This is a genomic window from Streptomyces sp. LaPpAH-108 (genome assembly GCF_000373625.1).
Taxonomy (GTDB): Bacteria; Actinomycetota; Actinomycetes; order Streptomycetales; family Streptomycetaceae; genus Streptomyces.
The window spans coordinates 21,812-46,112 of the sequence record NZ_KB891988.1 but is presented as its reverse complement, the minus strand read 5'-3'; the positions used below and the strand labels follow the sequence as shown (position 1 = coordinate 46,112).

Genomic DNA, 24,301 nt, shown 5'->3' with positions numbered 1-24,301 from the left:
CGGGCGAGGACGGCGTCTTCCAGGGCTGAAGCGTCCGCGCGGGGCGGGAGCCGACACCGTAAAGTGTCACGGCGCCCGACGGGGACGCCGTACGCGCAGGGGCACAGAAGGGGGAGGGCGATCGGATGCCGCAGACCGAGACACCGGGCACCGAGGCGGCGACGCGACCCCGGTTGCGCTGGTGGACCGAGCTGCCGCTGATCCTGCTCGTCTACGGCTGCTACTCGGCGGGGCGCCTCCTCGCGCGCGGGGACGTCTCCTCGGCCGTGGACCACGGCCTGGCGATCCTGCGCATCGAGCAGCTGCTGCACCTGGACGCCGAGCACCCGCTCAACCGGCTGTTCACCCGCGAACCCTGGATCGGCGTGCCCGCCGACTTCTGGTACGCCTCGCTGCACTACCTGGTCACGCCCGCGATACTCGTCTGGCTGTTCCGCTCGCACGCGGTGCGCTACCGGGCGGCGCGCACCTGGCTGATGACGTCCACGTTCATCGGCCTGATCGGCTTCACCCTGCTGCCGACCTGCCCGCCGCGCCTGCTGCACCCGGGCCACGGCTTCACCGACACCATGGCGCAGTACAGGGCGTACGGCTGGTGGGGCGGCGAGGCGAGTGCCCCGCGCGGCATGGGCGGCATGACGAACCAGTACGCGGCGATGCCGAGCCTGCACGTCGGCTGGGCGCTGTTCTGCGGGGTCATGCTGTGGCGCTACGGCCGCACCCGTGCGGCCAAGGCAGCCGCGGTGATCTACCCGCTGTTCACCGCGCTCGTGGTCATGGGCACCGCCAACCACTATCTGCTGGACGCGGTGGCGGGGGCCGCGGTGATGGGCGTGGGGCTGCTGCTGACGCCGCATGTGACGCGCGCGGCGGACGCGGTGAAGGCCCGGCTGAGCCTCGTCTGGGCCGCTCCGGCCGGTGTGGTCGCCCCCGTTGTCAGTGGCGGATGCCAGACTTCCGCGGGTGAGCGAATTCCACGGCAGCGCGAGTCTCGGCTCGATCCCCCGGCAGGACCGGACGCCTCCCCCAGTGGAGCGGGCGACGGCACTCCGGCACCGGCTCGCTGAGCTGCGCGGTCCCGAGGTCCCGGCCAAGGCCCTGGACGCCCGTGCCCTCGCGGCACTGGCGTCCAACCCGGGCTGCCGCCGCCGCGCGATCCTGGACGGCGCGGGGGTGGACAAGGCACGTCTGGCGACCGGCCTCGGCTCCCCTTCGGACTACGGCCAGTCGCAGTTCGCCCTGATCCGGGGCAACGCGTTCGAGGCCCGCGTGAAGGCGGACCGCGGCGCCGAGCTGCTGCGCCTCGCGCACGCCTGCTTCGACCCCGCCACCGAGCCCCCGGCGGACGCCGCCGTGCCCGACCTGACCGCCGACGGTCCCAAGGGGCGTACGGCACGTACGGAACTGGCGCTGCGCGAGGCCGCGGAGGCGGGCGGCTGGACGCTCCTGGACCACCCGATGCTCACCCTGGAGGTGGCCGGGGCGCCCGTGTTCCTGGAGCCGGACGCGGTGGTGGTGCACCCGGACGGGGTGTGGACGGTCGTGGAGATCAAGTCGTTCCCGATGCTGGACGGTTCGGCCGACCCGGCGAAGGTGGGCGCGGCGGCCCGCCAGGCCGCGGTGTACGTGCTGGCCCTGGAGGAGGTCGCGGCCCGGCTCGACCCGGCGCCCCGGGTACGGCACGAGGTGCTGCTGGTGTGCCCGAAGGACTTCTCCAACCTGCCCACCGCGCGCGCGGTGGACGTGCGCCGTCAGCGCGCGGTGACGGCACGGCAGCTGACCCGGCTCACCCGGATCGAGGAGATCGCCGACGAGCTGCCGGAGGGCACCTGCTTCGCGCCGGACCGTACGCCCGAGGAGCTGGAGGCGGCGGTGGACGCGGTTCCGGCGACGTACGCGCCGGAGTGTCTGTCCTCCTGCGAGCTGGCCTTCCACTGCCGGGAGCGTTCGCGCGCGTCCGGCGCGGTGACCCGGCTCGGCCGCCCCCTGCGGGCCGAACTCGGCGGTCTGCGCACGGTGGAGGAGGTGCTTGCGGCGGCGCGCGGCGAGAGCGGCGACCCGGACGACCCGGCGGTGGCCGCGCTGCGCCGGGCCGCCGCCCTGCGCGCGGAGGCGCTGGAGCAGGCAGCGGTAGCGCGGGAGGTGGCCCTGTGTCCCTGATCGCGACCCTCGCCCGTCTGGAGGCCGTCGGCACGGGCGTGGCCCAGCCGCTCACGACCGTCCGGCACCGTCATCTGTCCGGCCGGCCGCTGGTGTTCGTGCCGCTGACCACCTCCGGCGAGGCGGGCGCCCCGCTCGGCGCGCTGGTCGGCACCGACCGGGACGCACCCCGGCTGCTGGTCGTGCCCCAGCCGCGCGACCGCGACCTGCGCTTCGCGTTCCTGGCCGAACTGGCCGACGTCGTCCTGCCGTACATCGACGCGCACGCCGAGGCCGTGGAGGCCGCCGAGCGCACCGAGACCGACCCGGAGACCGGCAAGCGGGTCAAGGTCGAGGTCGACCTGTGCGCGGACGCGCCCCAGCTGATCGTGCCGAGCCGGGCGGGCGTGGAGTACGTGCGGCTGCTGGGCCGCTCGACGCGCTTCCGGCGCACCGCCGAGCAGGAGCCGGAGGCCCCGCACCCGGCGCCGCCCCGGGTGCCGCTGCTCGGCCGCTGGCTGACGCACTACGGCGAGCGGGCGCGCGTGCCCGGGTCCTCGCTGCTGCTCGCGCTGACCGAGGTGCTGTCCCGGCACTGGGCGACCGGGCAGAGCAGCCTGGAGGACCAGCAGCTGGGCGCCCTGCTCGCCTGGATCGCGCCGCCCGCGGGCAGTTCGGGTGCCGAGGCCGCCTTCCGCGCGGAGCGCGAGCGCGACGGCCGGGGGCAGCTGACCTGCCCGCCTGCCGGTCCGGCCACGGACCCGGCGTTCGACAACAAGCTGCTCGCCCCGGCCATCGAGGCGTACGACCGCGCGCGGACCGCGCTCGCCGCCGCCGAGGACCCGGTGGAGGCGGAGGACCGTACGGCCGCCGTCACCCGGGCCGAGCGGCGTGTCCGGGAGCTGGTGGCGCAGGTCACCCGGCCCACCTGGGACGCGGTGTGGACCGGTCTCGATCTGCTGCGGGCGCTGCCCGAGGGGGCGCGGGTCGAGGAGCGGTGGACGCGGGACCGCTGGTCGTTCACCGGCCACCGGGACCGGGTGCTGGCGGGCGAGCCCCCGCAGCCGCGCCGGGACGACGCGGTGACGGCGGCGAACAAGCTGGCCACGCGCGAGCGCGAGCAGTCCCGTCTGGAGGCGCAGGAGGCACTGGACGACCCGCTGGTGATGGCGGGGCGGCGGCTGGCCGGGGAGGCGTTCGCGGGCGAGGTCGTCGACGTCGTCATGGCGTACAGCGAGGGCAAGCGGCCGAGCCCGCGCCCGCTGGTGACCGTGCGCACCGAGGACCGGCCGCATCTGGCGGAGCGCGCGAAGGCGTACCGCGCGCTGAACGGCAAGCCGCAGTCGGCGGAGTTCGTCGGGTACGCGGGCGACCCCGAGGAGGGGCTGCTCGTGCTGCGGATCACGGACAAGATGGGCCGGGGCAAGGAGCCGGAGGCGGGTTCGGTGCCGGAGAAGGGCGACCGGCTCTGCTTCACGCTCTTCGAGCACGAGCAGCGGGGCGGCGCGAAGCTGCCCGACCAGGAGGACACCCCGTGGACCCACGGCGGCCCGCCGGACGGGGCCGTGGCCGAGGCGCCGGACGCCATGACCGAGGAGGACGTGCTGTGACCACGGTGGACTTCGATCCGGGAACCGCCGCCGGGCGCGCCACGGACGCGATCCTCCACGACACCCTGCACGGCACCGAGCGGGGCGTGGTGGTGGACTCCCCGCCGGGCGCGGGCAAGTCGACGCTCGTGGTCCGCGCGGCGCTCGAACTCGCGGACGCGGGGCGCCCGTTGATGGTGGTGGCGCAGACCAACGCGCAGGTGGACGACCTGGTGCTGCGGCTCGCGGAGAAGAACCCGGACCTGCCGGTGGGCCGTCTGCACAGCAGCGACGCCGACGCCTACGACCGCGCGCTCGACGCCCTGCCGAACGTGCGCGCCTCCGCGAAGGCGGCCGACCTCGCCGGGCTTCCGGTGGTGCTGTCCACGGCCGCGAAGTGGGCGCACGTCACGGTGGACGAGCCGTGGCGGCACGCGATCGTGGACGAGGCGTACCAGATGCGCTCGGACTCGCTGCTGGCCGTGGCCGGGCTCTTCGAGCGGGCGCTGTTCGTGGGCGACCCGGGCCAGCTGGACCCGTTCTCGATCGTGGGCGGTGAGCAGTGGGCGGGCCTGTCGTACGACCCGTCGGCCTCCGCCGTGAGCACGCTGCTCGCGCACAACCCCCGGCTGCCGCAGCACCGGCTGCCGGTCTCCTGGCGGCTGCCTGCCTCGGCGGCCCCGTTGGTCTCGGCCGCGTTCTATCCGTACACCCCGTTCCGCAGCGGCACCGGGCACGGTGACCGGCGGCTGTCGTTCGCGGTGCCGTCGGACGGCTCGGGTCCGGACCGGGTGATCGACGAGGCGGCGGAGTCCGGCTGGGGCCTGCTGGAGCTGCCGCCCCGGCACACCCCGCGCACGGACCCGGAGGCGGTCCGGGCGGTGGCCCTGGTGGTACGCCGCCTGCTGGACCGGGGCGGCGCGGCCCGCTCGGAGCGCTCCCCCGACCCGGCCCCGCTGACCGCCGCCCGCGTCGCTGTCGGCACCGCCCACCGCGACCAGGCGGCGGCGATCCGCGCGGCCCTCGCCGACCTGGGCGTGACGGGGGTGACGGTCGACACGGCCAACCGCCTCCAGGGCCGCGAGTACGACGTCACGGTCGTCCTCCACCCCCTCTCCGGCCGCCCCGACGCCACCGCCTTCCACCTGGAGACCGGCCGCCTCTGCGTCCTCGCCTCCCGCCACCGCCACGCCTGCGTGGTCGTCTGCCGCGCGGGCGTCGACACCCTCCTGGACGACTACCCCTCCACCGAACCGGTCCAGCTGGGCACGCTGGTGAAGTTTCCGGACGGCTGGGAGGCGAACCACGCGGTGCTGGCACACCTCGCGGAACACCGAGTGAGCTGGAAGCCGTGAATCGCCAGGTGCGTCGGCAGCCATGAGCAGGCCGGGGGCCGGGTAGTCATGGGCCAGTACGTCCCCTTGCGTCCGCGCGGGACAATGGACGGTGGCCCACCCCGAGGGGGGCCGGAAACGCAGAGGAGGAGATGTGGACATGGCGGAGCCCACGCCGCGTCGGAACGAACCGCGGCTACGCCCCGCGCCCCTGCTCTTCGAACCCGCCGAGGCGGCGGCGGACCCGGAGCACTTCTTCGATCTGGAGTCGATCGAGGACCCGAGGACGCTGCTGACGCGGGCGACGGAGCTGACCCAGGCGTTTCGCGCGGCGGCCGACCGCGCCATGGAGTTCCAGGCCATCGCGGCGGCCCAGCTCGCCGACCCGCGCCGGTTCGACCGGCTGACCTCGGCGGACCTCGCCGAGCGCGCGGAGTGGACCGAGGACTACGCCAAGAGAATGGTGGAGTTCGGGCGGGACCTGATGCGCGGGGCCGAGACGGAGGGCCGTACGCCCGTCGACCCCCGCTGACGGAGAGCTGTCCGACCCGTCTGGCATATGCCGAGCGGGCAAGATACCCCCTCCCGCACCCCCCTGTCCCTGTTTTCCACAACCCAGGGGAAGCGGGCGCTCACCGACGGTAGACATGACGGTATGAGCAGCGCACCGAACGTCACCGCAGCCACCGCCGACGGCGCCGCCTGGCTCGCCTCCGCCGGAACGTATCCGCGCAGCACGCTGTCCCTGTGGAAGGAGCGCCCGGGCGCCCCGGTCGTCCTGCCCTGCGGCAGCGTCTTCGACGTGGTCAGCGCCCCGGCGATCTTCGGCCGGCGGATGCTGGACCGGCTGTGGGGCGAGGGCCCCGGCTCGGGTCCGGTCGCGGTGCACCGGGGTCGCACGCTGCTGTTCGCCGCGCCGGGCACCGCCCAGCGGCTGCCCTCCCTGCTGACCTGGGAGGAGTGGGGCCCGCGCACCCACGCCGTACCGCCGCTGCTGTGTCACGGCACCGGGGACGCGGTGACCGTACCGGCGCTCCACGGCGAGGACTCCTCGGGCCCCGCGGGCTCCCGCTGGCTGGTGGCGCCGGACACCCGGCATCCCTGGCTGCCCGGCCCCGAGGTGGTGCTCTGGGCGGCGGTCCGGGCGGCCCGCGCGGCGGTGCGGATATCGATTTTTCCTCCCGCCGACCAGGATGCTAAGGTCTACGACGTCAGCAGGCGCCGCTAGCTCAGTTGGTTAGAGCAGCTGACTCTTAATCAGCGGGTCCGGGGTTCGAGTCCCTGGCGGCGCACAGACAACGATCAGGCCCTTCGCGCGAGCGAGGGGCCTGATCGCGTTCCGGCGTCCGCGCAGCGTTCCCGCGCATCCCCGCGCAGGGCCACCCTCACCCCACCACCCCCGGCGTGATCGACACCGTCCACGCCCCCGCCGCCGTCCGCTCCTCCACCTCCACCTTCACGCCCTCCCCTGGCACGGTGAAGCTCTCCCCGGCCGACAGCGGGGCGTCGGCAAGGGGCGGGTAGACGGAGTCCTCCCAGCAGGCCGAGCTGTGCGGGTGGGTGTCGATCACCTGGACGGGCCCGTCACCGGACTCGGCGGTGGCGTGGACGCGGTAGACGAGGATGCCCTCCCGGCACCCGGAGTCGTCGTTCCCCGCCGAGGCGCGCGCCTCGAAGGCCAGCGCGCTGTCGGGCCCGGTGCGCACCACCGCGAGCTTCGTACCGCGCCCGAGCCCGAAGGCCGGGGCCCCGGCCGCGCCCGGCACCGACACCCCGGGCCCGGCCTCCAGCGGCTCCAGGGTGAGCCGGGTCGGGCCGGTGCCGCGTACGCAGCTGACCTGGCGCGGGTCCAGCCAGCCAAGGCGCCACTTGTGCCAGGCGAACAGGTCGGGCGAGAGGCCGAACTGGCTGCCCATCAGGTCCCAGTCACCCACATAGGTGTCCCAGTCGCCCTTGTTGTCCAGCGGGCGGTGGTAGAGGTCGGGCAGGTCGAAGACATGGCCGGTCTCGTGGGCCAGGACCAGCCGGTCCGGCGGGTGCCGCTCGAAGACGGTGACGACCCGGCGTACGTCCTTGCCGTCCAGCCGCACGGGCTTGTCCAGGTTGACGACCTTCGTCGCGTCCGAGTCCACACCGGGCGCGTCCGGGTCGGCGACGAGGTAGACGACGTCGTAGCGGGAGAAGTCCACCGCCTTGTCGGCGACGGTGAACGCGTCGCGCAGATAGGCGGAGCGGTCCGCGGCGGCCCAGTCCCGCTTCATGGCGTACGACGTGGAGGGGTGCGGCATCCGCAGCCAGCGGTTCACGGGGTGCGGGCGCAGGGTGAAGCGGCCGTAGGAGGCGCGGGTGTAGAAGTCGCTGGTCTCCGGGAAGTGGTCGGCCGTCAGCTGGGCGGGGGTGGTGCGCGGGGCGGCGTCCGGGAAGGACAGGAAGACCAGGACGGCGTCGCGGGTGCCGAGGGGGCGGGCGTAGGCGGGGTTCCAGGTGTCCGCGCCCTCCGAGTGGTGGGCGGTGGTGCGGTGCAGGGCGCAGGGTGCCGGGGAGAAGGGTTCGGCGACGGAGGGGCCGCCGAGGATCGAGGTCGCGGCGAGCGCCGACATCGTGGTGGCCACGGCGGCGGCACTGCGCAGCTTGGGCACGGACAGACCTCCGGACGCGGTTCAGGGGACACCGAATCCAGCCTGTGGCGATTTGTCAGAAGATGCCCTGTTTATCTGAACCGGAAGGGTGAGTGCGCCCGTTCGCGCGCCGGTGTGCACCGGCGGACGACACCCCGAATCACTCACGCAACGTCACAACCGGTCGGAGGCCTGAAGAACCCGTCCAGGTGCGAGCAGAAACGATCTGTCGGAACGTGGGGTCCGCCGGGGACACTGGAGACCGGCTGGAAGGCCCCGGTACCAGCCTCTATGATCGGCACACTTTCCGGCACGGACAACGACGGACAACGATCGAGTGCACTGCGGGAGCGAGCGGTGAGCGGAACGTCCGAAGGGCCGACGCCCGCGGCAGACCTCGACCGGTCAGCCGTCACAGACAGTGACTACATGACCTATCGGCGCGTCTTCGCCGCCGCCCCGCTCGCCATGGCCGTCGTGGACGGCGACGGGCTCGTGGTCAGCGCGAACACCGCCCTCGGCAGGCTTCTGGGCACCGACACCGAGGCCCTGACGGGCCGTTCCGCCGCCGATCTGACCGGCCTCACCACCGACGCCCGCGCCTGGCACGCCTACCGCGAGGTGCTGCGCGGGCGCCGCGCCCGGCTGCGCTGCACCCGGCGCCTGAAGCACCCCGACGGCACGGCGGTGTGGGCGCGCATCACCGTCGCCCCGCTGGCCGACGGCCGTCCGGGTGTCCTGCTGTCACTCACCGACATCAGCGCCCGGCGCGAACTCCAGGCCCGGATACGGCATCTGCGGATGCACGACCCGGTGACCCGGCTGCCCAACCGCACGCTGTTCTTCGAGCGCTTGTCGGCCGCCCTGGAGACCGAGCCCGGCGAGTCGGGCGGCACCGGGCGGATCGGCCTGTGCCATCTGGACATCGACGGCTTCAAGGCCGTCAACGACACCCACGGCCACCGCGTCGGCGACCGGCTGCTCGCGGCCGTGGCCGAGCGGCTGACCCGGGTGGCCGCCGAGTGCGGCCAGGGCCACGCCGGTACGCCGCTGGTGGCGCGGCTCGGGGGCGACGAGTTCGCGCTGCTCGTGGAGGACTCCACCGGCACCGACCAGCTCTCCGACCTCGCCGGGTCCGCGCTGAACGCCCTGGAGGAGCCCTTCGACCTGGGCGGCAGGCGGCTGCATCTGACCGCCTCCGTGGGCGTCGTCGAGCGGCACGCGGCCGGGACCACCGCGACCGGTCTGATGCAGGCGGCCGACACCACGCTGTACTGGGCGAAGACCGACGGCAAGGCCCGCTGGACCCTGTTCGACCCGGAGCGCAACGCGCACCTCATGACCCGTCAGGCCCTCACCTCCGCGCTGCGCCCCGCCATCGAGCGCGGCGAGTTCGCCCTGGAGTACCAGCCGCTGGTCGGCATGGAGGACGGCTCGCTCAGCGGGGTGGAGGCGCTGATCCGCTGGCACCACCCGCAGTTCGGCACCCTGACGCCGAATCGGTTCATCGGTCTGGCCGAGGAGGACGGCTCGATCGTGCCGCTCGGCCGCTGGGCCCTGGCCACCGCCTGCCGCCAGGCACGGCGCTGGCAGCTCGACCATCCGGGCGAGCCGCCCATCTTCGTCAGCGTGAACGTGGCCGTGCGTCAGGTGTGGGACTCCGACCTGGTCACGGACGTGGCGGCGGTCCTCGCCGAGACCGGCCTCGCCCCGCATCTGCTCCAGCTGGAGCTGACCGAGTCGGCCGTGATGGGCTCGGCCGGACGGCCCATCCAGGCGCTCCAGTCGCTCAGCGACATGGGCGTGCGCATCGCCATCGACGACTTCGGCACCGGCTACTCGAACCTGGCCTACCTCAGCCGTCTGCCGGTGTCCGTGCTCAAGCTGGACGGCTCCTTCGTGCGCGGCTTCCAGTACGAGGGCGAGCGGGACACCTCGGCCTCGTCCGCCAACCCGGCCGACGAGGTGATCGTGGAGGCGATGATCCAGCTCGCGCACCGGCTCGGGCTGACCGTCACCGCCGAGTGCGTGGAGACCTCGGCGCAGGCCACCCGGCTGCGCCGGATCGGCTGCGACACCGGGCAGGGCTGGCTCTACTCCCGCCCGGTGCCGCCGGAGGGCATCTCCGAGCTGCTCGGCGTGCGGTCCTGTGCGGCGGGCCCGTCGCATGCCGTCCCGCCGCTCAGCACGTAGTCGCGGCTACGCGACCGGCAGGCCGTAGGCGTCCGCGATCAGTTCGTAGGAGCGCAGCCGCAGCTCGCCCCGGTGGGCGTGGGTGGTGAGCATCAGCTCGTCGGCGCCGGTGCGCTTGTGCAGGTCGTCCAGGCCCGCGCGGACCTCCTCGGCGGTGCCGTGCACGATGTTCTTCGTCCAGGAGGACGCGAAGTCCTCCTCCATCGGGCTGAACTCGTGCTTCGCGGCCTCCTCCGGGTCCGGGAAGAGCCCGGGGCGGCCGGTGCGCAGCCGGACCATGTTCAGCGCCGCCGCCCGCACCTGCCGGGCCGCCTCGCGCTCGTCGTCCGTGGCCAGCGCGGAGACGCCGATGAGGGCGTACGGCTCGGCCAGCACCTCGGAGGGGCGGAAGGTCTCCCGGTACAGGTCGAGCGCCGGGATGGTGTTGTGCGCCGAGAAGTGATGGGCGAAGGCGAAGGGCAGCCCGAGCATTCCGGCGAGCTGGGCGCTGAAACCGGAGGAGCCGAGCAGCCAGATCGGCGGCCGGTGCGGGGACTGCACCCCGCCGGGGCTGGTGGCCTGCACCGGGCCCGGTACGGCGTGGATGCGGGCGTAGGGGTGGCCGTCGGGGAAGTCGTCGTCCAGGAAGCGGGTCAGCTCGGACAGTTGCTGCGGGAAGTCGTCGGCGCCCTCGTGCAGGGTGTCGCTGCGGCGCAGCGCGGCGGCGGTCGCCCCGTCGGTGCCGGGCGCGCGGCCGAGGCCCAGGTCGATCCGGCCAGGGGCGAGCGCCTCCAGGGTGCCGAACTGCTCCGCGATGACCAGCGGGGCATGGTTGGGCAGCATGACGCCGCCCGAGCCGAGCCGGATGCGGTCGGTGTGGGCTGCGAGGTGGGCGAGGATCACGGCGGGCGAGGAGGAGGCGACGCCCGGCATGGAGTGGTGCTCGGCGACCCAGAACCGGTGGAAGCCGCGCCCCTCGGTGAACCGGGCCAGGTCCGCGCTGGTGCGCAGCGCGTCGGTGGCGGTGCTGCCCGCGCCGACGGTGACCAGGTCCAGTACGGAGAGGGGGACGGGGGCGGTGCCGAGGGCGGCGCCCCGGATCTCGTCTGCCGACACGGTGGGTGCCTCCTGCTGTCCGGCGTGGCTGTCCTGCCACGACTAACAGGAGGCGGTCTCCGTTTATTTCCGCGCCTCGTTTCCGCGCCCGTCCCCGCTCTCGGAGCCTCGGCTCACCGCTCCCAGCTAGGGGTACGGGTGAACAGCGCGCCCAGGTCGGGGGCGTGCACCCGGCGCTCGGCCAGCCGCAGCCCCTCCCAGACGGTGACCTGACTCGCGGTGAGCACCGGCTTGCCGACGGCCTTCTCCAGCGCGGGCAGCTGCGCGGCCGTCTCCAGCGCGGGGTCGGTGAGCAGGACGGCCTCGGCGTCCTGGGTGTCGGCGGCGGTGACCAGCGCGAGCAGGGCGTCTTCGTCCGAGCCCGCGCCACCACCACCGGCACCCGCACCCGACGCGGCCTCAGGCTCGGCGGTGTGGGTGCCGGTCACCTCAAGGCCGCCCGCGCGCAGGAAGCCGCGCAGCCGGGCCGTGTCCTCGTGGGTGCCCACGGGCGCCGCCACCGCGACGCGGGTCACGCCGAGGTCGCGGGCCGCGTTGACGAAGGCGAGCGCGGTGGAGGAGGCGGGCATCCCGGTCTGCCGGGCCAGTTCCTCCACCCGGTCGGCCTCGGCCTCCGCGTCGTGCGTGAAGCCCTCCCCCGTACGCACCACCGCGTCGGCCCCGGACAGCCGCACCTCCTCCGCGGCGCCCGTGATCGCGGCCCCCGGCGCGAGGCGTACGAGGTCCACCCGGACGTCGCTGCCGAGGAGCTGCTCGATGCGGGGGTAGTCGTCCTCGCCCCGCTGGTCCGTGCTGAGCAGTCCGAGTGCGGTCATGGCGGCCCTTCCGTCGGGTTCGTGTGCGGGCCGGGCCCGGTACGGGTCCGGCCGTCGGCGCACCGCCCCGTGTGACCGGGTGGCCGCCACCCGGTCACGTACCCCGTCGGAGCCGCGCCCATGGGGTGAAGGGCGCCACGGTGCCCGCGTGGCCGAGCGGCGCGCGGTCGTTGACGGGGTCCGGCGCGCGTGCCACGGTGGTCGCTCCGCCTGTGCCGGACGCCCCGCGCGCCCCCGGACCCGGGAGGCCGATGCACATCCCGACCCGTCCCACCCTGCTGGTCCTCGACACCGATCCGCCGCCCCGGCTGGGCAGGCTCACCGGCCGGGTCCGTGTGCTGAGCACCGACGCGGCCGGGCTCGCCGAGCGGCTGCCCGCGTCCGATGTGCTGCTGGTGTGGGACGTCGCCTCCACCGCCGTCCGCGAGGCGTGGCCGGGGGCCGGTCCCCGGCCGGTGTGGGTGCACACGGCGAGCGCGGGCGTCGACCATCTGCTGTGCCCGGAGCTGGCCGCGAGCGACACGGTGGTGACCAACGCGCGCGGGGTCTTCGAGCAGCCGGTCGCGGAGTACGTGGCCGCGCTGGTGCTGGCCGTCGCCAAGGACCTGCCGGGCACGGTGGAGTTCCAGCGGCGGCGCGCGTGGCGGCACCGCGAGACACGGCGGGTCGCGGGCACCCGCGCCTGCGTGGTCGGCTCGGGGCCGATCGGCCGGGCCATCGCCCGCACCCTGAAGGCGCTCGGGGTGACCCCGGCGCTGGTGGGCCGGGTGCCCAGGACCGGGGTGCACGGCCCGGCCGACCTGGACCGGCTGATCGCCCGCGCGGACTGGGTGATCGCGGCGGCTCCGCTGACCGAGCGGACGTACCGCATGTTCGACACGCGCCGGTTCGGGGTGATGCAGCCCTCGGCGGTGTTCGTGAACGTCGGCCGGGGCGATCTGGTCGACGAGCACGCGCTCGCCGGGGCACTGCGCGACCGCTGGATCGCGGGCGCCGCCCTGGACGTGTTCGCCGCCGAACCGCTGCCCGCCGACAGCCCGTTGTGGAGCGCGCCCGGGCTGCTCGTCTCGCCGCACATGGCCGGGGACACGGTCGGCTGGCGCGATGAACTGGGCACCCAGTTCGTGGAGTTGTACGAGCGCTGGGCGGCGGGCCGGCCGCTGGTCAACGTGGTGGACAAGAAGCGGGGTTACGTGCCGGGACATTGATCTCGGCGGAAACCGGCGGGCATACACCGTGTACGTCTGGGTAGCGGCGCGGCCATGGCTTCTCCACCAGGCAAGGGCAGAGACGGAATCAGGCCACGCGTGCGCAGACGCTCGCTGCTGCTCGGCGCTGCGGCGCTGGGCGGCATAGGCGCGGCGGGCTGCACCCGGGTGGCCCCGGCCGCGGGCACACGAGGCGGTGAACTGCTCGACCGGCTGCGGGCGCAGGGCGTCGTACGGCTCGGGATCGCCGGTGAGGTGCCCTTCGGGTACATCGACCGGCAGGGGCGGCTGACGGGCGAGGCGCCCGAGCTGGCCCGGGTGATCTTCAAGCGGCTCGGGGTGGACGCGGTGCAGCCCGTGCCGACCGAGTTCGGCTCGCTCATCCCGGGCCTGAACTCCCAGCAGTTCGACGTGGTCGCGGCGGGGATGTACGTCAACGCCGAGCGCTGTGAGCAGGTCATCTTCGCCGACCCGGACTATCAGATGCTCGACTCCTTCGTCGTCCGCAAGGGCAACCCCAAGGGGCTGCGCTCCTACCAGGATGTGGTGGCGAAGAAGGCGAAGTTCGCGACCGGCACCGGGTACGCCCAGATCCAGCACGCCGTGGACGCGGGCTACAAGGAGAGCGACATCCTGATCGTGCCCGACCAGGTGGCCGGGCTGAACGCGGTCGAGGCCGGACGGGTGGACGTGTTCGCCGGTACGGCGGTCACCGTCCGCGAGGTGGTGAAGAAGTCCGCGAAGACGGAGGCCATCGAGCCGTTCGCGCCCGTGGTGAAGGGTCAACGGCAGGTCGACGGGGGCGCGTTCGCGTTCCGGCCCGGCGAGACCCGGCTGCGCGACGCCTTCAACACCGAGCTGCACCAGCTGAAGAAGAGCGGCGAACTGCTCCGGATTCTGCGGCCCTTCGGGTTCACCGAGGACGAGCTGACGGACCTGACCGCGAAGGAGCTGTGCGGCCGATGACCTCAGGGCTCTGGATACTCGTCCTCAAGGGCGTCTGGACCACGCTCCAACTACTGCTGTTCAGCGCGGCGTTGGCGGCGGCGGTGTCCTTCGTCGTCGGCGTCGCGCGCACCGACCGGCGCTGGATAGTCCGCTTCCTCGCCGGGCTGTACACCGAGGTGTTCCGCGGTACTTCGGCGCTGGTGATGATCTTCTGGGTGTTCTTCGTGCTGCCGATCGCCTTCGGCTGGCAGCTGGTCCCGCTGTGGGCGGGCACGCTGGCGCTCGGTCTCACCTACGGCGCGTACGGCGCGGAGATCGTGCGCGGCGCGCTGAACGCGGTGGACCCCGCGCAGCGCGAGGGCGGCATCGCGCTCGGGTTCACGCCCTGGCAGCGGCTGCGGCTGATCGTGCTGCCGCAGGCGGTGCCGGAGATGATCCCCTCGTTCTGCAATCTGCTGGTCGAACTGCTCAAGGGCACCGCGCTGGTGTCGGTGATGGGCATGGGCGATCTGGCGTTCAGCGCCAATCTGGTGCGGCTCGCGCTCCAGCAGAGCGCGGAGATCTACACGTACGTGCTGCTCATCTACTTCGTGATCGCCTTCGTGCTCACCCGGCTGATGCGCGCGCTGGAGAAGCGGCTGAAGGCCGGGCTCGGCCAGGACGCGGGGACGGAGACGGCGGCGCGTGAGCGCAAGCGCGCGCAGACGACCGGTGTCGCCACCGGCGGGGGTGGTGCGGCATGACCTGGGACTGGAACGCGGTCGGCGACTTCATGCCGTACTTCTGGAAGGGCCTGCTTGTCACCCTGCGGGTGCTGGTGCTCGGTTCGCTGGTGTCCTTCACGCTGGGCCTGGTGTGGGCGCTGCTGATGCGGCTGCCCTCGCGCTGGGTGCGCTGGCCGGTGGGCACGGTCACCGAGTTCGTGCGCAACACCCCGCTGCTGGTGCAGCTGTTCTTCCTGTTCTACGTGCTGCCCGAGTGGGGGCTGACCTTCTCGGCCCTGACCACCGGTGTCGTCGCGATAGGGCTGCACTACTCGACGTACACCATGCAGGTCTACCGGGCCGGGATCGAGGCCGTGCCCGTCGGCCAGTGGGAGGCGGCGACCGCGCTGAGCCTGCCCGGGCGGCGGACCTGGACGGCGGTGATCCTGCCGCAGGCCGTGCGCCGGGTGGTGCCCGCGCTCGGCAACTACGTGATCTCCATGCTGAAGGACACACCGATGCTGATGGTGATCACGGTGCTGGAGATGCTGGGCCGCGCCCGGCTCTTCTCCCAGCAGCACTTCCAGTTCACCGAGCCGCTGACCGTGATCGGTGTGGCCTTCATCGTCCTGTCCTATCTGGCCTCCCTTCTCCTGCGAGCCCTGGAGCGACGCCTTGTCCGCTGACATCACCCCGACGTCCGCCGACCCGACCCCGGCCGGGAACGCCCCCGGCGGCGAGCTGATCCGGCTGGCCGGGGTCGGCAAGAAGTTCGGCGACCACACCGTGCTCGACCGGCTGGACTTCTCCGTGGACGCCGGTCGCCATGTGACCCTGATCGGCCCCTCGGGATCGGGCAAGACCACGATCCTGCGCATGCTGATGACCCTCACCAAGCCGGACGAGGGCACGATCACCGTGGACGGCGAGGCGCTGTTCCCCGCCCCGGAGAAGCAGATCCGGGAGGTGCGCAAGAAGATCGGGATGGTGTTCCAGCAGTTCAACCTGTTCCCGAACATGTCGGTGCTGCGCAACCTCACCGAGGCGCCCGTCCAGGTCCTCGGTCTGGACCGGGACGAGGCCGAGGCGCGGGCCCGGGAGCTGCTTGAGCTGGTCGGGCTCTCCGACAAGTGCGACGCGCGGCCCACCCGGCTCTCCGGCGGCCAGCAGCAGCGGGTGGCGATCGCCCGGGCGCTGGCGATGCGGCCCCGGGTGCTCCTGCTGGACGAGGTGACCAGCGCGCTCGACCCCGAGCTGGTCGCGGGCGTGCTCGATCTGCTGCGGGACATCGCGCGGGGCACCGACATCACCATGCTGTGCGTGACCCACGAGATGGGTTTCGCGCGGGACATCTCCGACCAGGTGCTGATGTTCGACGAGGGCCGCGTCCTGGAGTCGGGGCCGCCGGAGAAGATCTTCAGCGATCCGGAGCAGGAGCGGACCCGGGAGTTTCTCAGCGCGGTGCTGTGAGCACACAGGGTGAACGCGGGAAGCCGAGGTCCAGGCGTTGGGTGATGCCTGTGGCATATGCCACAGGGCCTGCGCCGCAGCTCGGAGGGGGCCGGGAGGGGCGCGGCGAAGTTTGTCAACCCCCTCCTCCCCGGGGCCTGTTGGCCGTTATCGTGGAAGACGGTCCCGACCGGACCTCGCGGCCACAAGCGAGCGAGCGCAGGGGGAAACCGTGGCGCTGAAGCACGAGCCGACCGCTCCGTACGACTCGGCCCAGGACGCGCTGCGCGTGCTGGAGTGGGTGGCCCGGCACTCCGCCGGGGTCGACGACACCGTCCTGTCGCGCCGCACCGGCCTTGACGCCGAGCGGCTGACCGCCCTGCTGCGCATGCTGCGCCGCGAGGGGTACGTCGAGCAGCTGACCGACGGCGGCTGGGTCACCGGGGACGCCCTGCGCCGCCTCACCTCGGCGCACGGCCGGGAGCGGGCGCTGCGCGAGAAGATCCAGCACGTCCTGGACCGGCTGCGCGACTCGGTGGGCGCGGCGGTCTATCTGAGCCGGTACGTGGACGGCGAGGTCCGGGTCACCCAGTACGCGGCGGGCCCGGCCACCCCGGCGGTCAACGAGTGGGTGGACTTCCGCTGCTCGGCCCATGCCACGGCGGTCGGCAAGAGCCTGCTGACCCAGCTGGACCCGGGCGCCCGCCGTGACCATCTGGCCCGGCACCGGATGGCCCGGCTCACCTCGCACACGATCACCAGCGACAAACTCCTGCTGTCCCGGCTGGCCGCCCAGCCGCCGACGGCACCGGTCCTCGACCTCCAGGAGTACGCGGTCGGCACCGTCTGCGCCGCCGTCCCCGTCACGGCCGGCTCCGCCGTCGGCTGCCTCGCCGTCTCCCTCCCGGTGGAGCGCGCCCACCGGCTCCGCCAGGCGGCGGACACCCTCCACCGCAGCGCGGCCCCGGTGCTCCTCTCACTCGCGCTCTAGTGGTCACGAGCACCCTCGGGGACCGGGTAGTATTTTCTCTGTCGCCGACCGCGAGAGCGGAAGGCGAGAGTCACGCGCCGCTAGCTCAGTTGGTTAGAGCAGCTGACTCTTAATCAGCGGGTCCGGGGTTCGAGTCCCTGGCGGCGCACAGAGAAACATCAGGTGAGGCCCTGTACCGCGAAAGCGGTGCGGGGCCTTCGCTGTGCCGTCGGTGAACACCGCCCCGAGCGGGCGCAACGGTCATTACCGTCCCGTCGTATGACGACGGTCACCACCCGTACGGTCGAGTACCCGGCCGACAACCTGACGATGATCGGACACCTCGCGCTCCCGGCCGGTGCCGAGCGCAGGCCCGCGGTCCTGATCGGACCCGAGGGGATGGGGCTCAGCGATGTCGAGCGCCGCCGGGCCGAGGCTCTGGCCGAGCTGGGGTACGTGGCGCTGGCCTTCGACCTCCACGGCGGGCGCTATATGGAAGACCCGGAGGAGATGCTGGCCCGTTGCCTGCCGCTGCTCGCCGACCCCGGCCGGATGCGGGACATCGGGCATGCCGCGCTCGACGTGCTGCGTGCCGAACCACGGGCCGACCCCGACCGGACCGCCGCCATCGGCTACGGCACCGGGGGCGCGGTCGCACTGGAACTCGGCCGCGATGGCGCCGACCTGCGCGCGATCGGGACGGTCAACGCACTGACCACGGGCCGACCGGGCGACGCGGCACGCATTCGCTGCCCGGTATGGGCCGGGGTCGGATCGGAAGACCCGATCATGCCGCCCGCCCAACGGGACGCGTTCACCGCAGAGATGCGGGCCGCGGGCATCGACTGGCGCCTCGTGATCTACGGAGGAGCCCTGCACGCCTTCCACCACCCACCGGTCGACCACCCCACCCCTCCCGGCGTCGGCCACCACCCCCAGCACGCACAGCGAGCCTGGCACGACATCATCGCCCTGCTCACCGAATGCCTGCCCGTGCCGGATTGACCCCCGCTCCATGGCCCACGGGTGCGGCGCCTGGTTCTCCGGCGAGCGCTGGAGGTCGGCGGCGTACGGTGGCGGCGTGGCGAACGAAGACCTCGGGAAGACGCTGCGCCGTCTGCGCCGGCTGGCTTCCCTGACGCAAGAAGAACTGGCCGAGCGTTCCGGTGTGTCCGTCGATGTGATCCGTCAGCTCGAGCAGCGGCGGAAGCACTCGGCGCGCCTCCCCACGCTGCACGCTCTCGCCAACGGCTTGGGCGTGGAGCTGACCACACTGCTGGGCGACCCTCCGGCCGTCACGGCAGGTGGAGAGAGCGACGGCCCGCGCTTCGTCGCCGTACGCCGGGCCGTGATGCCCGCACTGTGGGGACCTCGGCCCGAACCGACCGGACCGGACTTCTCCATGGAGCGGCTGCGCGAACAGATCGCGGACGGGTGGTCGCGGTATCACGCGGCCGAGTTCGACTCCGTGATGAAGAGCCTGCCCGACCTGATCACCGACGCGCGTTCCGCCACGGTGTCCGGGAGCGACGACGATCGCGGGGCCGGTTTCGCGGCCCTGGGCAAGGCGCTCCAACTCGCCGGACACGTCGCCGTGCGCATGGGCAAGACAGACCTTGCGCTGACGAGCCTGGAGCGGGCCATCAGCGCGGCCGAGCAGTCCGCGGACCCGCTCCTGGTCCCCATGATCGTGAACTCCGTCGCCTGGACCTACCAGCGGCAAGGCCGCCTGGACGACGCCCTGGGGATCGCCCTCCGCTCGGCCGAAGCCATCGAGAGCGGCGGGCACACGGACACGGCCGACGGGCTGAAGGTGTGGGGCGCCCTCACCATGAGCGCCGCGACCTCCGCCGCGCGAAGCGGCGACTACGAGCGCGCGGCGGAGTTGATGGCGGGAGCGGAGAAGGAAGCGGCCCGCGTTGCCAAGCTGCCCGCGGGCAGCGACAACCGCATGGTGAGCGTCTTCAGCCCGTCGTCGGTCCGCATCGAACGCGTCCGCCTCGCCGTGCAGTACGGGCACCCGCAGGACGCCCTGGCACTCGCCAAGGGAATGCGGCTGAGCAAGGACACCCCGCCGTCCTGGCGGACGTGGCTGCTGCTGGACGTGGCCCGGGCGCACACGGACACCGGGGACGCCGCCGGAGCGGTGAAGGCACTGGAGTCCCTGCGCCGGGTGGCGCCCACCTGGATGCAGCACCACACGTTGGCCGTGGCCATCGTGCGGGACCTGTGGGCACTCCCCCACCACCCGGCGGGACTACGGCCGTTGGCGGAGTTCCTGGGAGTCGCCGAATAGCGTGCCGAAAGTGGGACGTCACGCCCCTGTCAACGTCCCTGGCGTGTCGCTTACATGAGCGGACAGTGCCTGCCGAGGCAGCCCGAGAGCGCCGCCACCGCCCGGCGCCCTGGTCCTCACCGAGCTGGTGGCCAACGCCGTGCGGCACGCCCGGCGGGAGGACATCACCGTGACGGTGGATCGTCCCGAGCCGGGCATGGTCCGCGTGGCCGTGTCGGACTTCTCCCACGCGCTGCCCGAGCCGTGCACGCCGAAGGACGACGCGGAAGGCGGACGCGGCCTGACCCTCGTAGCGGGGCTGGCGGCCAAGTGGGGCACCAAGAAGGAGCCCTGGGGCAAGATCGTATGGGCAGAGCTGGAGGGGCGACGGTGAACGACGAGCCCCCCGGCCCCAGCACGGCCCGCGCTCACCTGTCCCAGTTGATCAAAATGTTCGGCCACGAGAAGACGTGACAGCCCCAAGGCGCGGTGAATCCCCGGCCAGTGAACTCCACAGAGCCGGGGCTTCGTGGCCTGGACGTTTCAGAAGTGGGACAAGGTGGCCCACTCGTGGATCACGTAGCCCGCGGCCGTGGTGAGGAGCAGGAGCCATACGACGGTGCCCGTCAGTTCCGCGCCGGGCCGGGGGGTACCGGCCGTGGCCTTGTCCGGTTCGTGTGCGGCGTAGTGGATCACGACCATGTCGTCCTTGGCGCGGTCGCGCGGGCCGCCGCTCTCCTTGAAGCGGACGGCGCGGCCGTCGCCGGTGGTGAAGTCGTACTCGTGCCACTGCACCCGCTGCGGCACGTTGTCGACCACCCGCGCCGTGGTCCACGCCCGCACCACCCGGGCCTGGGCGGTCAGCCCGCTCGCCCAGGCCGCACGCCGCTGCCGCGCCCGCCGGACGAGGCCCACGGCGGTCACGGCCATCACCACGAGAATCAGCGCCATGCAGAGGTCGAAGAAGTCCATGGGCGCGCGTACCCCCCGTACGTCGGATCCGTGACTCGTGCGCCCGGTGGACCCGGTCGGCCCACCAGGCGCATGCGGACCCTACCCGCACCGCAGCGCGGCCGGACTCAAGCGAAGCTCAGAGATCGGCCGGAGGTCAGAACGTGACGTCCGAGCAGGCGTAGAACGCGTTGCCCGTGTCCGCGATCGTCCACACCGCGAGGATGACGTGATGCCCGCTGAGCCCCGTCGGCAGCGTCCCGCTGTGGCTGAGCGAGGACGGCGGACGCTGGTTGTTGTACGGCACCTTGAGGAACGGGGTGAGGTTGAGGTCGGAGCGGGCGAGCGCGTGGTTCTGGTTCCAGCCCTGCTTGGTGACGTAGTAGCTGAAGTCGGTGGTGGCGTGCGAGGCGGTGAACTGCCAGCGGAAGGTGTACGACTGGCCGCCGCTGACCCTGGTGGTGGGCCAGGCCGCGCCGGAGGGGGTGACCGGCGAGCTGAGCTGTGCGAACCGGCCCACCGCGCCGTTGCAGAGCTGGCCGTCGGCGGGGCCGGAGGCCGGGAAGCCCTTGGGGCCCTCGACGCTCTGCGGCTCCCACTGGATGTCGCCGCAGTTCGCCACGGTGCCGTTCTGGCAGAGCTTCTGCCTGCTGACCGGGAGGTCGGTGTAGCCGTGCCCGCTGGCCGCGGTGGTGGAGAGCCCGAAGGCTCCCGCGGTCACCGCGACGAGCAGGGCGGCGGACAACTTGGTCTTCATGCTGCCGCTCCTGGGAGAACGTGGGGGAAGTTCACTGAGCCGTGCAGTAGGTCTAGACCAAGTGCCAGATTATTACCGGGAGTTGAACATGTCCATACCGTGCGCACACCCGAGGCGGCCGGACCTCAGGCGGGCTCCCCCCGCCCCGAGCAGAACGCCACCGTGAGATCCCGTACCAGCGCCTTGCGCTCGTAGTCGTCCAGCTCGACCAGACCACGCACGGTCAGCCGGGTCACCGTGTCCTCCACCGAGTCCACCACCGAGCTGAGCATCGTGGCCCGCTGCTGGGCGTCCAGCGCGGCGATCCGGCGCCGGTGCATCGCGGCGGCCACCTCGGGGGCGTACTCCACCCGCAGCGGCCGTACCGAGAACACCTCGAGACCCGCCGGGGCCGCGTCGCCCGCCACCAGCCGGGTCAGCACCTCCGCCGAGGCGTCCGCGCCGCCGCGTGTGCCGCCCGGCGCCTCCACCGGCACCCGGGCGAGGGCCGCCTCCACGCACTCGCGCAGATAGCCCTCGTGGTCCTCGATCCCGAGCAGCGCCCGCGCCGTGTCCCGCACCCGCCACACCACGAGGACCGACACCCGCAGCGCCACCCCGCTCACGTCCGCCGCCGGGATCGCCTCGCTGCGCCAGTGCCGCAGCCGTACGTCCGCCCGGCGCCGCCGCAGCAGCGGGTTCACCCAGAGCAGTCCGGTACGGCGGACCGTGCCCCGGTAGCGGCCGAACATCCCGAGCACCCAGGCCCGTCCGGTGCGCCCCCGGGCCAGCCCCGCGAAGCCGAACAGGCCGACGGCCCCGGCCCCGGCGTACGCCGCCCACTGGGCGGGACCGAGCCCCGCGCCCGCGTACGACGGCAGCCGCAGCGACTCCAGGGCGAGCGGCGGCAGCACCCCCGCCCACCACGAGGTGGCCAGGCACCCGGCGACCCCGCCGAGCCCCGCGCACACCCCGGCCGCGCCGGGCAGCACCCGCGCCGGGCGCTCCACCAGCTCCGGGTCGGCCGGGGGCACCGGGCGGGGACGGGCCTGCGGCGCCGGGCGCGACAGACGCGGCTGCTCGCCCGTGCCCTGTCTGCGGCCCACCACGGCGGGCTTCAGCGGGACCGGCTCGGGGGCCGGGTCGTCACGGAAGAGGAGATGGACGGGGATCTCGGTGGTGACCTCGTTGTGGATCAGCCGGGGCGGCCGGTGGCCCGCCGTGCTCAGGGGGGCCGGTGCCTCCTCGGGCTGTTCCTCGGACTCGTGCGTGTGCGGTGCGGTCGTACTCATGGGTGCCTCCAGCCTCCGCGCCAGATGCGTCATGACAAAGGGGTGATCAAGGGGGTCTCGTGGGGCGGGGCCGGGGGCGTCCGGCGCCGCGTCCGTGCGGCCGGGGCCGCCTCCGGCTAGGTGAACAGACGGCGCCAGGTCTCGGGCCCCGGGTAGCCGTCGGCCTGGGAGCCGCGCCAGCCCTGGGCCTTCTGGAACGCCTCGACGGCCCGCCGGTCGGCCTCGCTCCAGCGGGGTCCTGGACCGGTGGCGTAGTAGCTGCCGAATCCTTTCTTCACCAGCTGCTGCCCCAGCTGGGTGACATAGACGTTGTTCGCGCCCGGGCGGAAATAGTCCCGGCCGGGGAAGGCGGGCACCGAGCCCGTCTTGACGGGCGGGATGTCCTTGCCCGCGCCGGTGACGAGCAGTTCCCAGGTGCGCGGGCCCGGCAGTCCGTCGGCGGCCGAGCCGGTCCAGCCCTGCGCCTTCTGGAACGCCTCGGTGGCCCGCCGGTCGGCCTCGCCCCAGACCGGCCCCGGACCCGTGGAGTAGAAGGCGGCGCCACCCCGGGCGACCAGCATCTGGCCGAGCTGGGTGACGTACTTGTTGTTGGCGCCCGGGCCGAAGTACGAAGCACCGGGGAAGGGGGTGAGCGCGCCCCCGGTGGCGGGCTCCGAACCGGACGCCCCGCTGGTGACGTTCTTGTAGCGGTAGGGGACGTACTTGGTGGTGTTGTTCCAGTAGGGGTACGGCGTGCTCTGGCGGCGGGTGTGCGGCGGGGTCTGCTCGTAGCCGGTGTAGGCGGTGCGGGTGTAGTCGGTCCAGCCGCCGAAGATCACGACGTGGGAGCCGTTCTGCGGGTCGGCGGTGTTGTGGAAGAGCAGGATGTCGCCGGGCTCCAGCTCATCCTTGGTGATCTTGACGCCGAACTGGGCGAGGCTGCCCGTCCACTCGTTGGAGAGCAGCCCCCAGGCCATGGAGACATAGCCCGAGCAGTCCTGGCGGTAGCCGTCGGACCAGTACCGGGTCGTGCTGTACGGCACCTGCGCGTCCACCCACAGCTTGGCCCGGTTGATGATCTGGGTCCGGGTCAGGGCCGGGGAGCGGCTGGCCGGGGCCGCGGAGGTGCCGGTCCCGAAGAGCGGGGCGGTGCCGCCCTGCGGGGTCGCGGCCGTACCGTCCGCCGCCGGGGCGCCCGGGCGGGCGGGACCGGCCGGGGCGACCAGGCGGGCCGGACCGGCCGGGGCGTGCTCCCCGGCCTGCGCGACGGCCTGCGGGACGGCCCCGAGGGCGGCGGACGCGGCGGCGGCCACGACCGCGGCACCCCGGACCGCCGGACGGCCGGGGAAACCGCCGGACGACGGACGGGGCGCCGTCCGCCGCCCGAGGACACAGCCGGGGCAGTCGCAGTCGCTCACGGGCTCGATTTCCTCGAACACCGGAACGATCATGCGATCTACCTCACATTCGGGGTGGATTTGTCCGCGAGTGTGCACGTCGATCAGTCTCACAACTGTCGGCGGGACGCGCATGTTGACGGTCCGAATGATGTACGGCACCCCCGGAAGGCGGGCCGGAGCGGCCGGGGCGCTGCCGACGGTGGTCGGAGCACCCGTGCAGGTCATGTAGAGTTTTCCCTGTCAGCAGGCGCCGCTAGCTCAGTTGGTTAGAGCAGCTGACTCTTAATCAGCGGGTCCGGGGTTCGAGTCCCTGGCGGCGCACAGACAACGATCAGGCCTCTCGTGAAAACGAGGGGCCTGATCGCGTTGTGCGGAACATGAGCACTTTTGACCGGTAAACACCGCGTTTCGCATCTTGCGATCATGCTCGACGCCGTAGAACCCTGTTGTCCATCATGCCGTGGAAACACGGCAGTTGGGGGGTTGATACCGGTGATCGACCGGCGGGAGGGGGCCCGCCGACTGAGCGGCGCCGAGGGGGGTGCCGCGTTGGACCGGAGTTCACCGTCCCGCGACGGCCGAGGGGGCACCGGCGGGGCGGAAGAC

The 24,301-nt window shown here is 73.1% G+C and carries 23 protein-coding genes and 3 tRNA genes; 19 read left to right on the top strand and 7 right to left on the bottom strand.

Annotated features, from left to right (window positions below; all coding sequences use genetic code 11):
• The first annotated feature begins 125 nt into the window (after positions 1-125).
• The 7 genes from B079_RS0106300 to B079_RS0106270 all read left to right on the top strand — a co-directional run bounded on the left by B079_RS0106300 (position 126) and on the right by B079_RS0106270 (position 6,354).
• A complete protein-coding gene (locus B079_RS0106300) occupies positions 126-1,067 on the top strand; it encodes a phosphatase PAP2 family protein (RefSeq protein ID WP_018544929.1) in 942 nt (313 codons plus the stop codon).
• The gene (locus tag B079_RS0106295) at positions 1,030-2,160 is read left to right on the top strand and encodes a hypothetical protein (protein ID WP_018544928.1); all 1,131 of its coding nucleotides are present in this window, start codon (positions 1,030-1,032) and stop codon (positions 2,158-2,160) included. The genes B079_RS0106300 and B079_RS0106295 overlap by 38 nt, the downstream gene beginning before the upstream one ends.
• Positions 2,151-3,749: a hypothetical protein gene (locus tag B079_RS0106290; RefSeq protein WP_018544927.1), complete on the top strand. Its 1,599-nt coding sequence runs from the start codon at positions 2,151-2,153 to the stop codon at positions 3,747-3,749. Before B079_RS0106295 ends, B079_RS0106290 begins: the two co-directional genes overlap by 10 nt.
• Positions 3,746-5,083, top strand: a complete 1,338-nt coding sequence (locus B079_RS0106285) for an AAA family ATPase (protein ID WP_018544926.1) — start codon at positions 3,746-3,748, stop codon at positions 5,081-5,083. Before B079_RS0106290 ends, B079_RS0106285 begins: the two co-directional genes overlap by 4 nt.
• A gap of 139 nt (positions 5,084-5,222) precedes the next feature.
• Complete coding sequence (locus tag B079_RS0106280; RefSeq protein WP_026248408.1) at positions 5,223-5,594, top strand: hypothetical protein; 372 nt, start codon at positions 5,223-5,225, stop codon at positions 5,592-5,594.
• A 123-nt stretch (positions 5,595-5,717) separates the two neighbouring features.
• Positions 5,718-6,290 carry a bifunctional DNA primase/polymerase gene (locus B079_RS33685; RefSeq protein WP_026248407.1) on the top strand — a complete coding sequence of 191 codons (573 nt, stop codon included), beginning with the start codon at positions 5,718-5,720 and terminating at the stop codon, positions 6,288-6,290.
• Positions 6,281-6,354, top strand: a tRNA-Lys gene (locus B079_RS0106270). Before B079_RS33685 ends, B079_RS0106270 begins: the two co-directional genes overlap by 10 nt.
• 93 nt (positions 6,355-6,447) lie before the next feature.
• On the opposite strand, the gene B079_RS0106265 is transcribed toward B079_RS0106270, so the two are convergent.
• A complete protein-coding gene (locus B079_RS0106265; protein WP_078495905.1) occupies positions 6,448-7,662 on the bottom strand; it encodes a M6 family metalloprotease domain-containing protein in 1,215 nt (404 codons plus the stop codon).
• Positions 7,663-8,037: 375 nt separating this feature from the next.
• Here B079_RS0106265 and B079_RS0106260 point away from each other — a divergent pair, with 375 nt between their 5' ends.
• Complete coding sequence (locus tag B079_RS0106260; RefSeq protein WP_026248405.1) at positions 8,038-9,873, top strand: putative bifunctional diguanylate cyclase/phosphodiesterase; 1,836 nt, start codon at positions 8,038-8,040, stop codon at positions 9,871-9,873.
• 6 nt (positions 9,874-9,879) lie between these two features.
• Here B079_RS0106260 and B079_RS0106255 read toward each other — a convergent pair whose 3' ends face one another.
• Both B079_RS0106255 and B079_RS0106250 read right to left on the bottom strand, forming a co-directional pair.
• Positions 9,880-10,968: an LLM class flavin-dependent oxidoreductase gene (locus B079_RS0106255; protein WP_018544922.1), complete on the bottom strand. Its 1,089-nt coding sequence runs from the start codon at positions 10,966-10,968 to the stop codon at positions 9,880-9,882.
• 113 nt (positions 10,969-11,081) lie between these two features.
• Positions 11,082-11,783, bottom strand: a complete 702-nt coding sequence (locus B079_RS0106250; protein WP_018544921.1) for a hypothetical protein — start codon at positions 11,781-11,783, stop codon at positions 11,082-11,084.
• 251 nt (positions 11,784-12,034) lie between these two features.
• On the opposite strand from B079_RS0106250, the gene B079_RS0106245 reads away from it, so the two are divergent.
• The 10 genes from B079_RS0106245 to B079_RS0106200 all read left to right on the top strand — a co-directional run bounded on the left by B079_RS0106245 (position 12,035) and on the right by B079_RS0106200 (position 19,731).
• On the top strand, positions 12,035-12,991 hold the full coding sequence (locus B079_RS0106245; RefSeq protein ID WP_018544920.1) for a D-2-hydroxyacid dehydrogenase: 957 nt from the start codon (positions 12,035-12,037) through the stop codon (positions 12,989-12,991).
• 54 nt (positions 12,992-13,045) lie between these two features.
• On the top strand, positions 13,046-13,957 hold the full coding sequence (ehuB, locus tag B079_RS0106240; RefSeq protein WP_026248404.1) for an ectoine/hydroxyectoine ABC transporter substrate-binding protein EhuB: 912 nt from the start codon (positions 13,046-13,048) through the stop codon (positions 13,955-13,957).
• Positions 13,954-14,682: an ectoine/hydroxyectoine ABC transporter permease subunit EhuC gene (ehuC, locus tag B079_RS0106235; RefSeq protein WP_018544918.1), complete on the top strand. Its 729-nt coding sequence runs from the start codon at positions 13,954-13,956 to the stop codon at positions 14,680-14,682. The genes ehuB and ehuC overlap by 4 nt, the downstream gene beginning before the upstream one ends.
• Complete coding sequence (gene ehuD / locus B079_RS0106230) at positions 14,679-15,329, top strand: ectoine/hydroxyectoine ABC transporter permease subunit EhuD (protein WP_018544917.1); 651 nt, start codon at positions 14,679-14,681, stop codon at positions 15,327-15,329. Before ehuC ends, ehuD begins: the two co-directional genes overlap by 4 nt.
• Positions 15,319-16,113, top strand: coding sequence for an ectoine/hydroxyectoine ABC transporter ATP-binding protein EhuA (gene ehuA, locus B079_RS0106225; protein ID WP_018544916.1), 795 nt, complete (start codon positions 15,319-15,321; stop codon positions 16,111-16,113). Before ehuD ends, ehuA begins: the two co-directional genes overlap by 11 nt.
• Positions 16,114-16,324: 211 nt before the next feature.
• Positions 16,325-17,083 (top strand): IclR family transcriptional regulator, encoded by a 759-nt coding sequence (locus B079_RS0106220; protein ID WP_018544915.1) that lies wholly within the window; start codon positions 16,325-16,327, stop codon positions 17,081-17,083.
• Positions 17,084-17,157: 74 nt separating this feature from the next.
• A tRNA-Lys gene (locus B079_RS0106215) sits at positions 17,158-17,231 on the top strand.
• Between the two features lie 110 nt (positions 17,232-17,341).
• Positions 17,342-18,067 carry a dienelactone hydrolase family protein gene (locus B079_RS0106210; RefSeq protein WP_018544914.1) on the top strand — a complete coding sequence of 242 codons (726 nt, stop codon included), beginning with the start codon at positions 17,342-17,344 and terminating at the stop codon, positions 18,065-18,067.
• Between the two features lie 76 nt (positions 18,068-18,143).
• A complete protein-coding gene (locus B079_RS0106205; RefSeq protein WP_026248403.1) occupies positions 18,144-19,358 on the top strand; it encodes a helix-turn-helix domain-containing protein in 1,215 nt (404 codons plus the stop codon).
• A gap of 169 nt (positions 19,359-19,527) precedes the next feature.
• Complete coding sequence (locus B079_RS0106200; protein WP_234016760.1) at positions 19,528-19,731, top strand: ATP-binding protein; 204 nt, start codon at positions 19,528-19,530, stop codon at positions 19,729-19,731.
• Between the two features lie 149 nt (positions 19,732-19,880).
• Here the strand turns inward: B079_RS0106200 and B079_RS0106190 are convergent, their stop codons facing one another.
• The 4 genes from B079_RS0106190 to B079_RS0106175 form a co-directional block, all read right to left on the bottom strand.
• The gene (locus B079_RS0106190; protein ID WP_018544911.1) at positions 19,881-20,309 is read right to left on the bottom strand and encodes a hypothetical protein; all 429 of its coding nucleotides are present in this window, start codon (positions 20,307-20,309) and stop codon (positions 19,881-19,883) included.
• Positions 20,310-20,445: 136 nt separating this feature from the next.
• Positions 20,446-21,045 carry a lytic polysaccharide monooxygenase auxiliary activity family 9 protein gene (locus tag B079_RS0106185; protein ID WP_018544910.1) on the bottom strand — a complete coding sequence of 200 codons (600 nt, stop codon included), beginning with the start codon at positions 21,043-21,045 and terminating at the stop codon, positions 20,446-20,448.
• 125 nt (positions 21,046-21,170) lie between these two features.
• The gene (locus B079_RS0106180; protein WP_018544909.1) at positions 21,171-22,316 is read right to left on the bottom strand and encodes an SPFH domain-containing protein; all 1,146 of its coding nucleotides are present in this window, start codon (positions 22,314-22,316) and stop codon (positions 21,171-21,173) included.
• A gap of 116 nt (positions 22,317-22,432) precedes the next feature.
• On the bottom strand, positions 22,433-23,746 hold the full coding sequence (locus B079_RS0106175; RefSeq protein ID WP_018544908.1) for a peptidoglycan-binding protein: 1,314 nt from the start codon (positions 23,744-23,746) through the stop codon (positions 22,433-22,435).
• Positions 23,747-23,942: 196 nt separating this feature from the next.
• Here B079_RS0106175 and B079_RS0106170 point away from each other — a divergent pair.
• Positions 23,943-24,016 (top strand) — tRNA-Lys (locus tag B079_RS0106170).
• Positions 24,017-24,301 lie beyond the last annotated feature (285 nt).

What these genes read in the sequence shown, in the direction of transcription:
- B079_RS0106180 (WP_018544909.1), bottom strand. Translation starts at nt 22,316, where the DNA reads ATGAGTACGACCGCACCGCACACGCACGAGTCCGAGGAACAGCCCGAG.
- ehuB (WP_026248404.1), top strand. Translation starts at nt 13,046, where the DNA reads ATGGCTTCTCCACCAGGCAAGGGCAGAGACGGAATCAGGCCACGCGTG.
- B079_RS33685 (WP_026248407.1), top strand. Translation starts at nt 5,718, where the DNA reads ATGAGCAGCGCACCGAACGTCACCGCAGCCACCGCCGACGGCGCCGCC.
- B079_RS0106245 (WP_018544920.1), top strand. Translation starts at nt 12,035, where the DNA reads ATGCACATCCCGACCCGTCCCACCCTGCTGGTCCTCGACACCGATCCG.
- B079_RS0106210 (WP_018544914.1), top strand. Translation starts at nt 17,342, where the DNA reads ATGACGACGGTCACCACCCGTACGGTCGAGTACCCGGCCGACAACCTG.
- ehuC (WP_018544918.1), top strand. Translation starts at nt 13,954, where the DNA reads ATGACCTCAGGGCTCTGGATACTCGTCCTCAAGGGCGTCTGGACCACG.
- B079_RS0106190 (WP_018544911.1), bottom strand. Translation starts at nt 20,309, where the DNA reads ATGGACTTCTTCGACCTCTGCATGGCGCTGATTCTCGTGGTGATGGCC.
- ehuD (WP_018544917.1), top strand. Translation starts at nt 14,679, where the DNA reads ATGACCTGGGACTGGAACGCGGTCGGCGACTTCATGCCGTACTTCTGG.
- B079_RS0106250 (WP_018544921.1), bottom strand. Translation starts at nt 11,783, where the DNA reads ATGACCGCACTCGGACTGCTCAGCACGGACCAGCGGGGCGAGGACGAC.
- B079_RS0106265 (WP_078495905.1), bottom strand. Translation starts at nt 7,662, where the DNA reads ATGTCGGCGCTCGCCGCGACCTCGATCCTCGGCGGCCCCTCCGTCGCC.
- B079_RS0106300 (WP_018544929.1), top strand. Translation starts at nt 126, where the DNA reads ATGCCGCAGACCGAGACACCGGGCACCGAGGCGGCGACGCGACCCCGG.
- B079_RS0106280 (WP_026248408.1), top strand. Translation starts at nt 5,223, where the DNA reads ATGGCGGAGCCCACGCCGCGTCGGAACGAACCGCGGCTACGCCCCGCG.
- B079_RS0106175 (WP_018544908.1), bottom strand. Translation starts at nt 23,746, where the DNA reads ATGATCGTTCCGGTGTTCGAGGAAATCGAGCCCGTGAGCGACTGCGAC.
- B079_RS0106185 (WP_018544910.1), bottom strand. Translation starts at nt 21,045, where the DNA reads ATGAAGACCAAGTTGTCCGCCGCCCTGCTCGTCGCGGTGACCGCGGGA.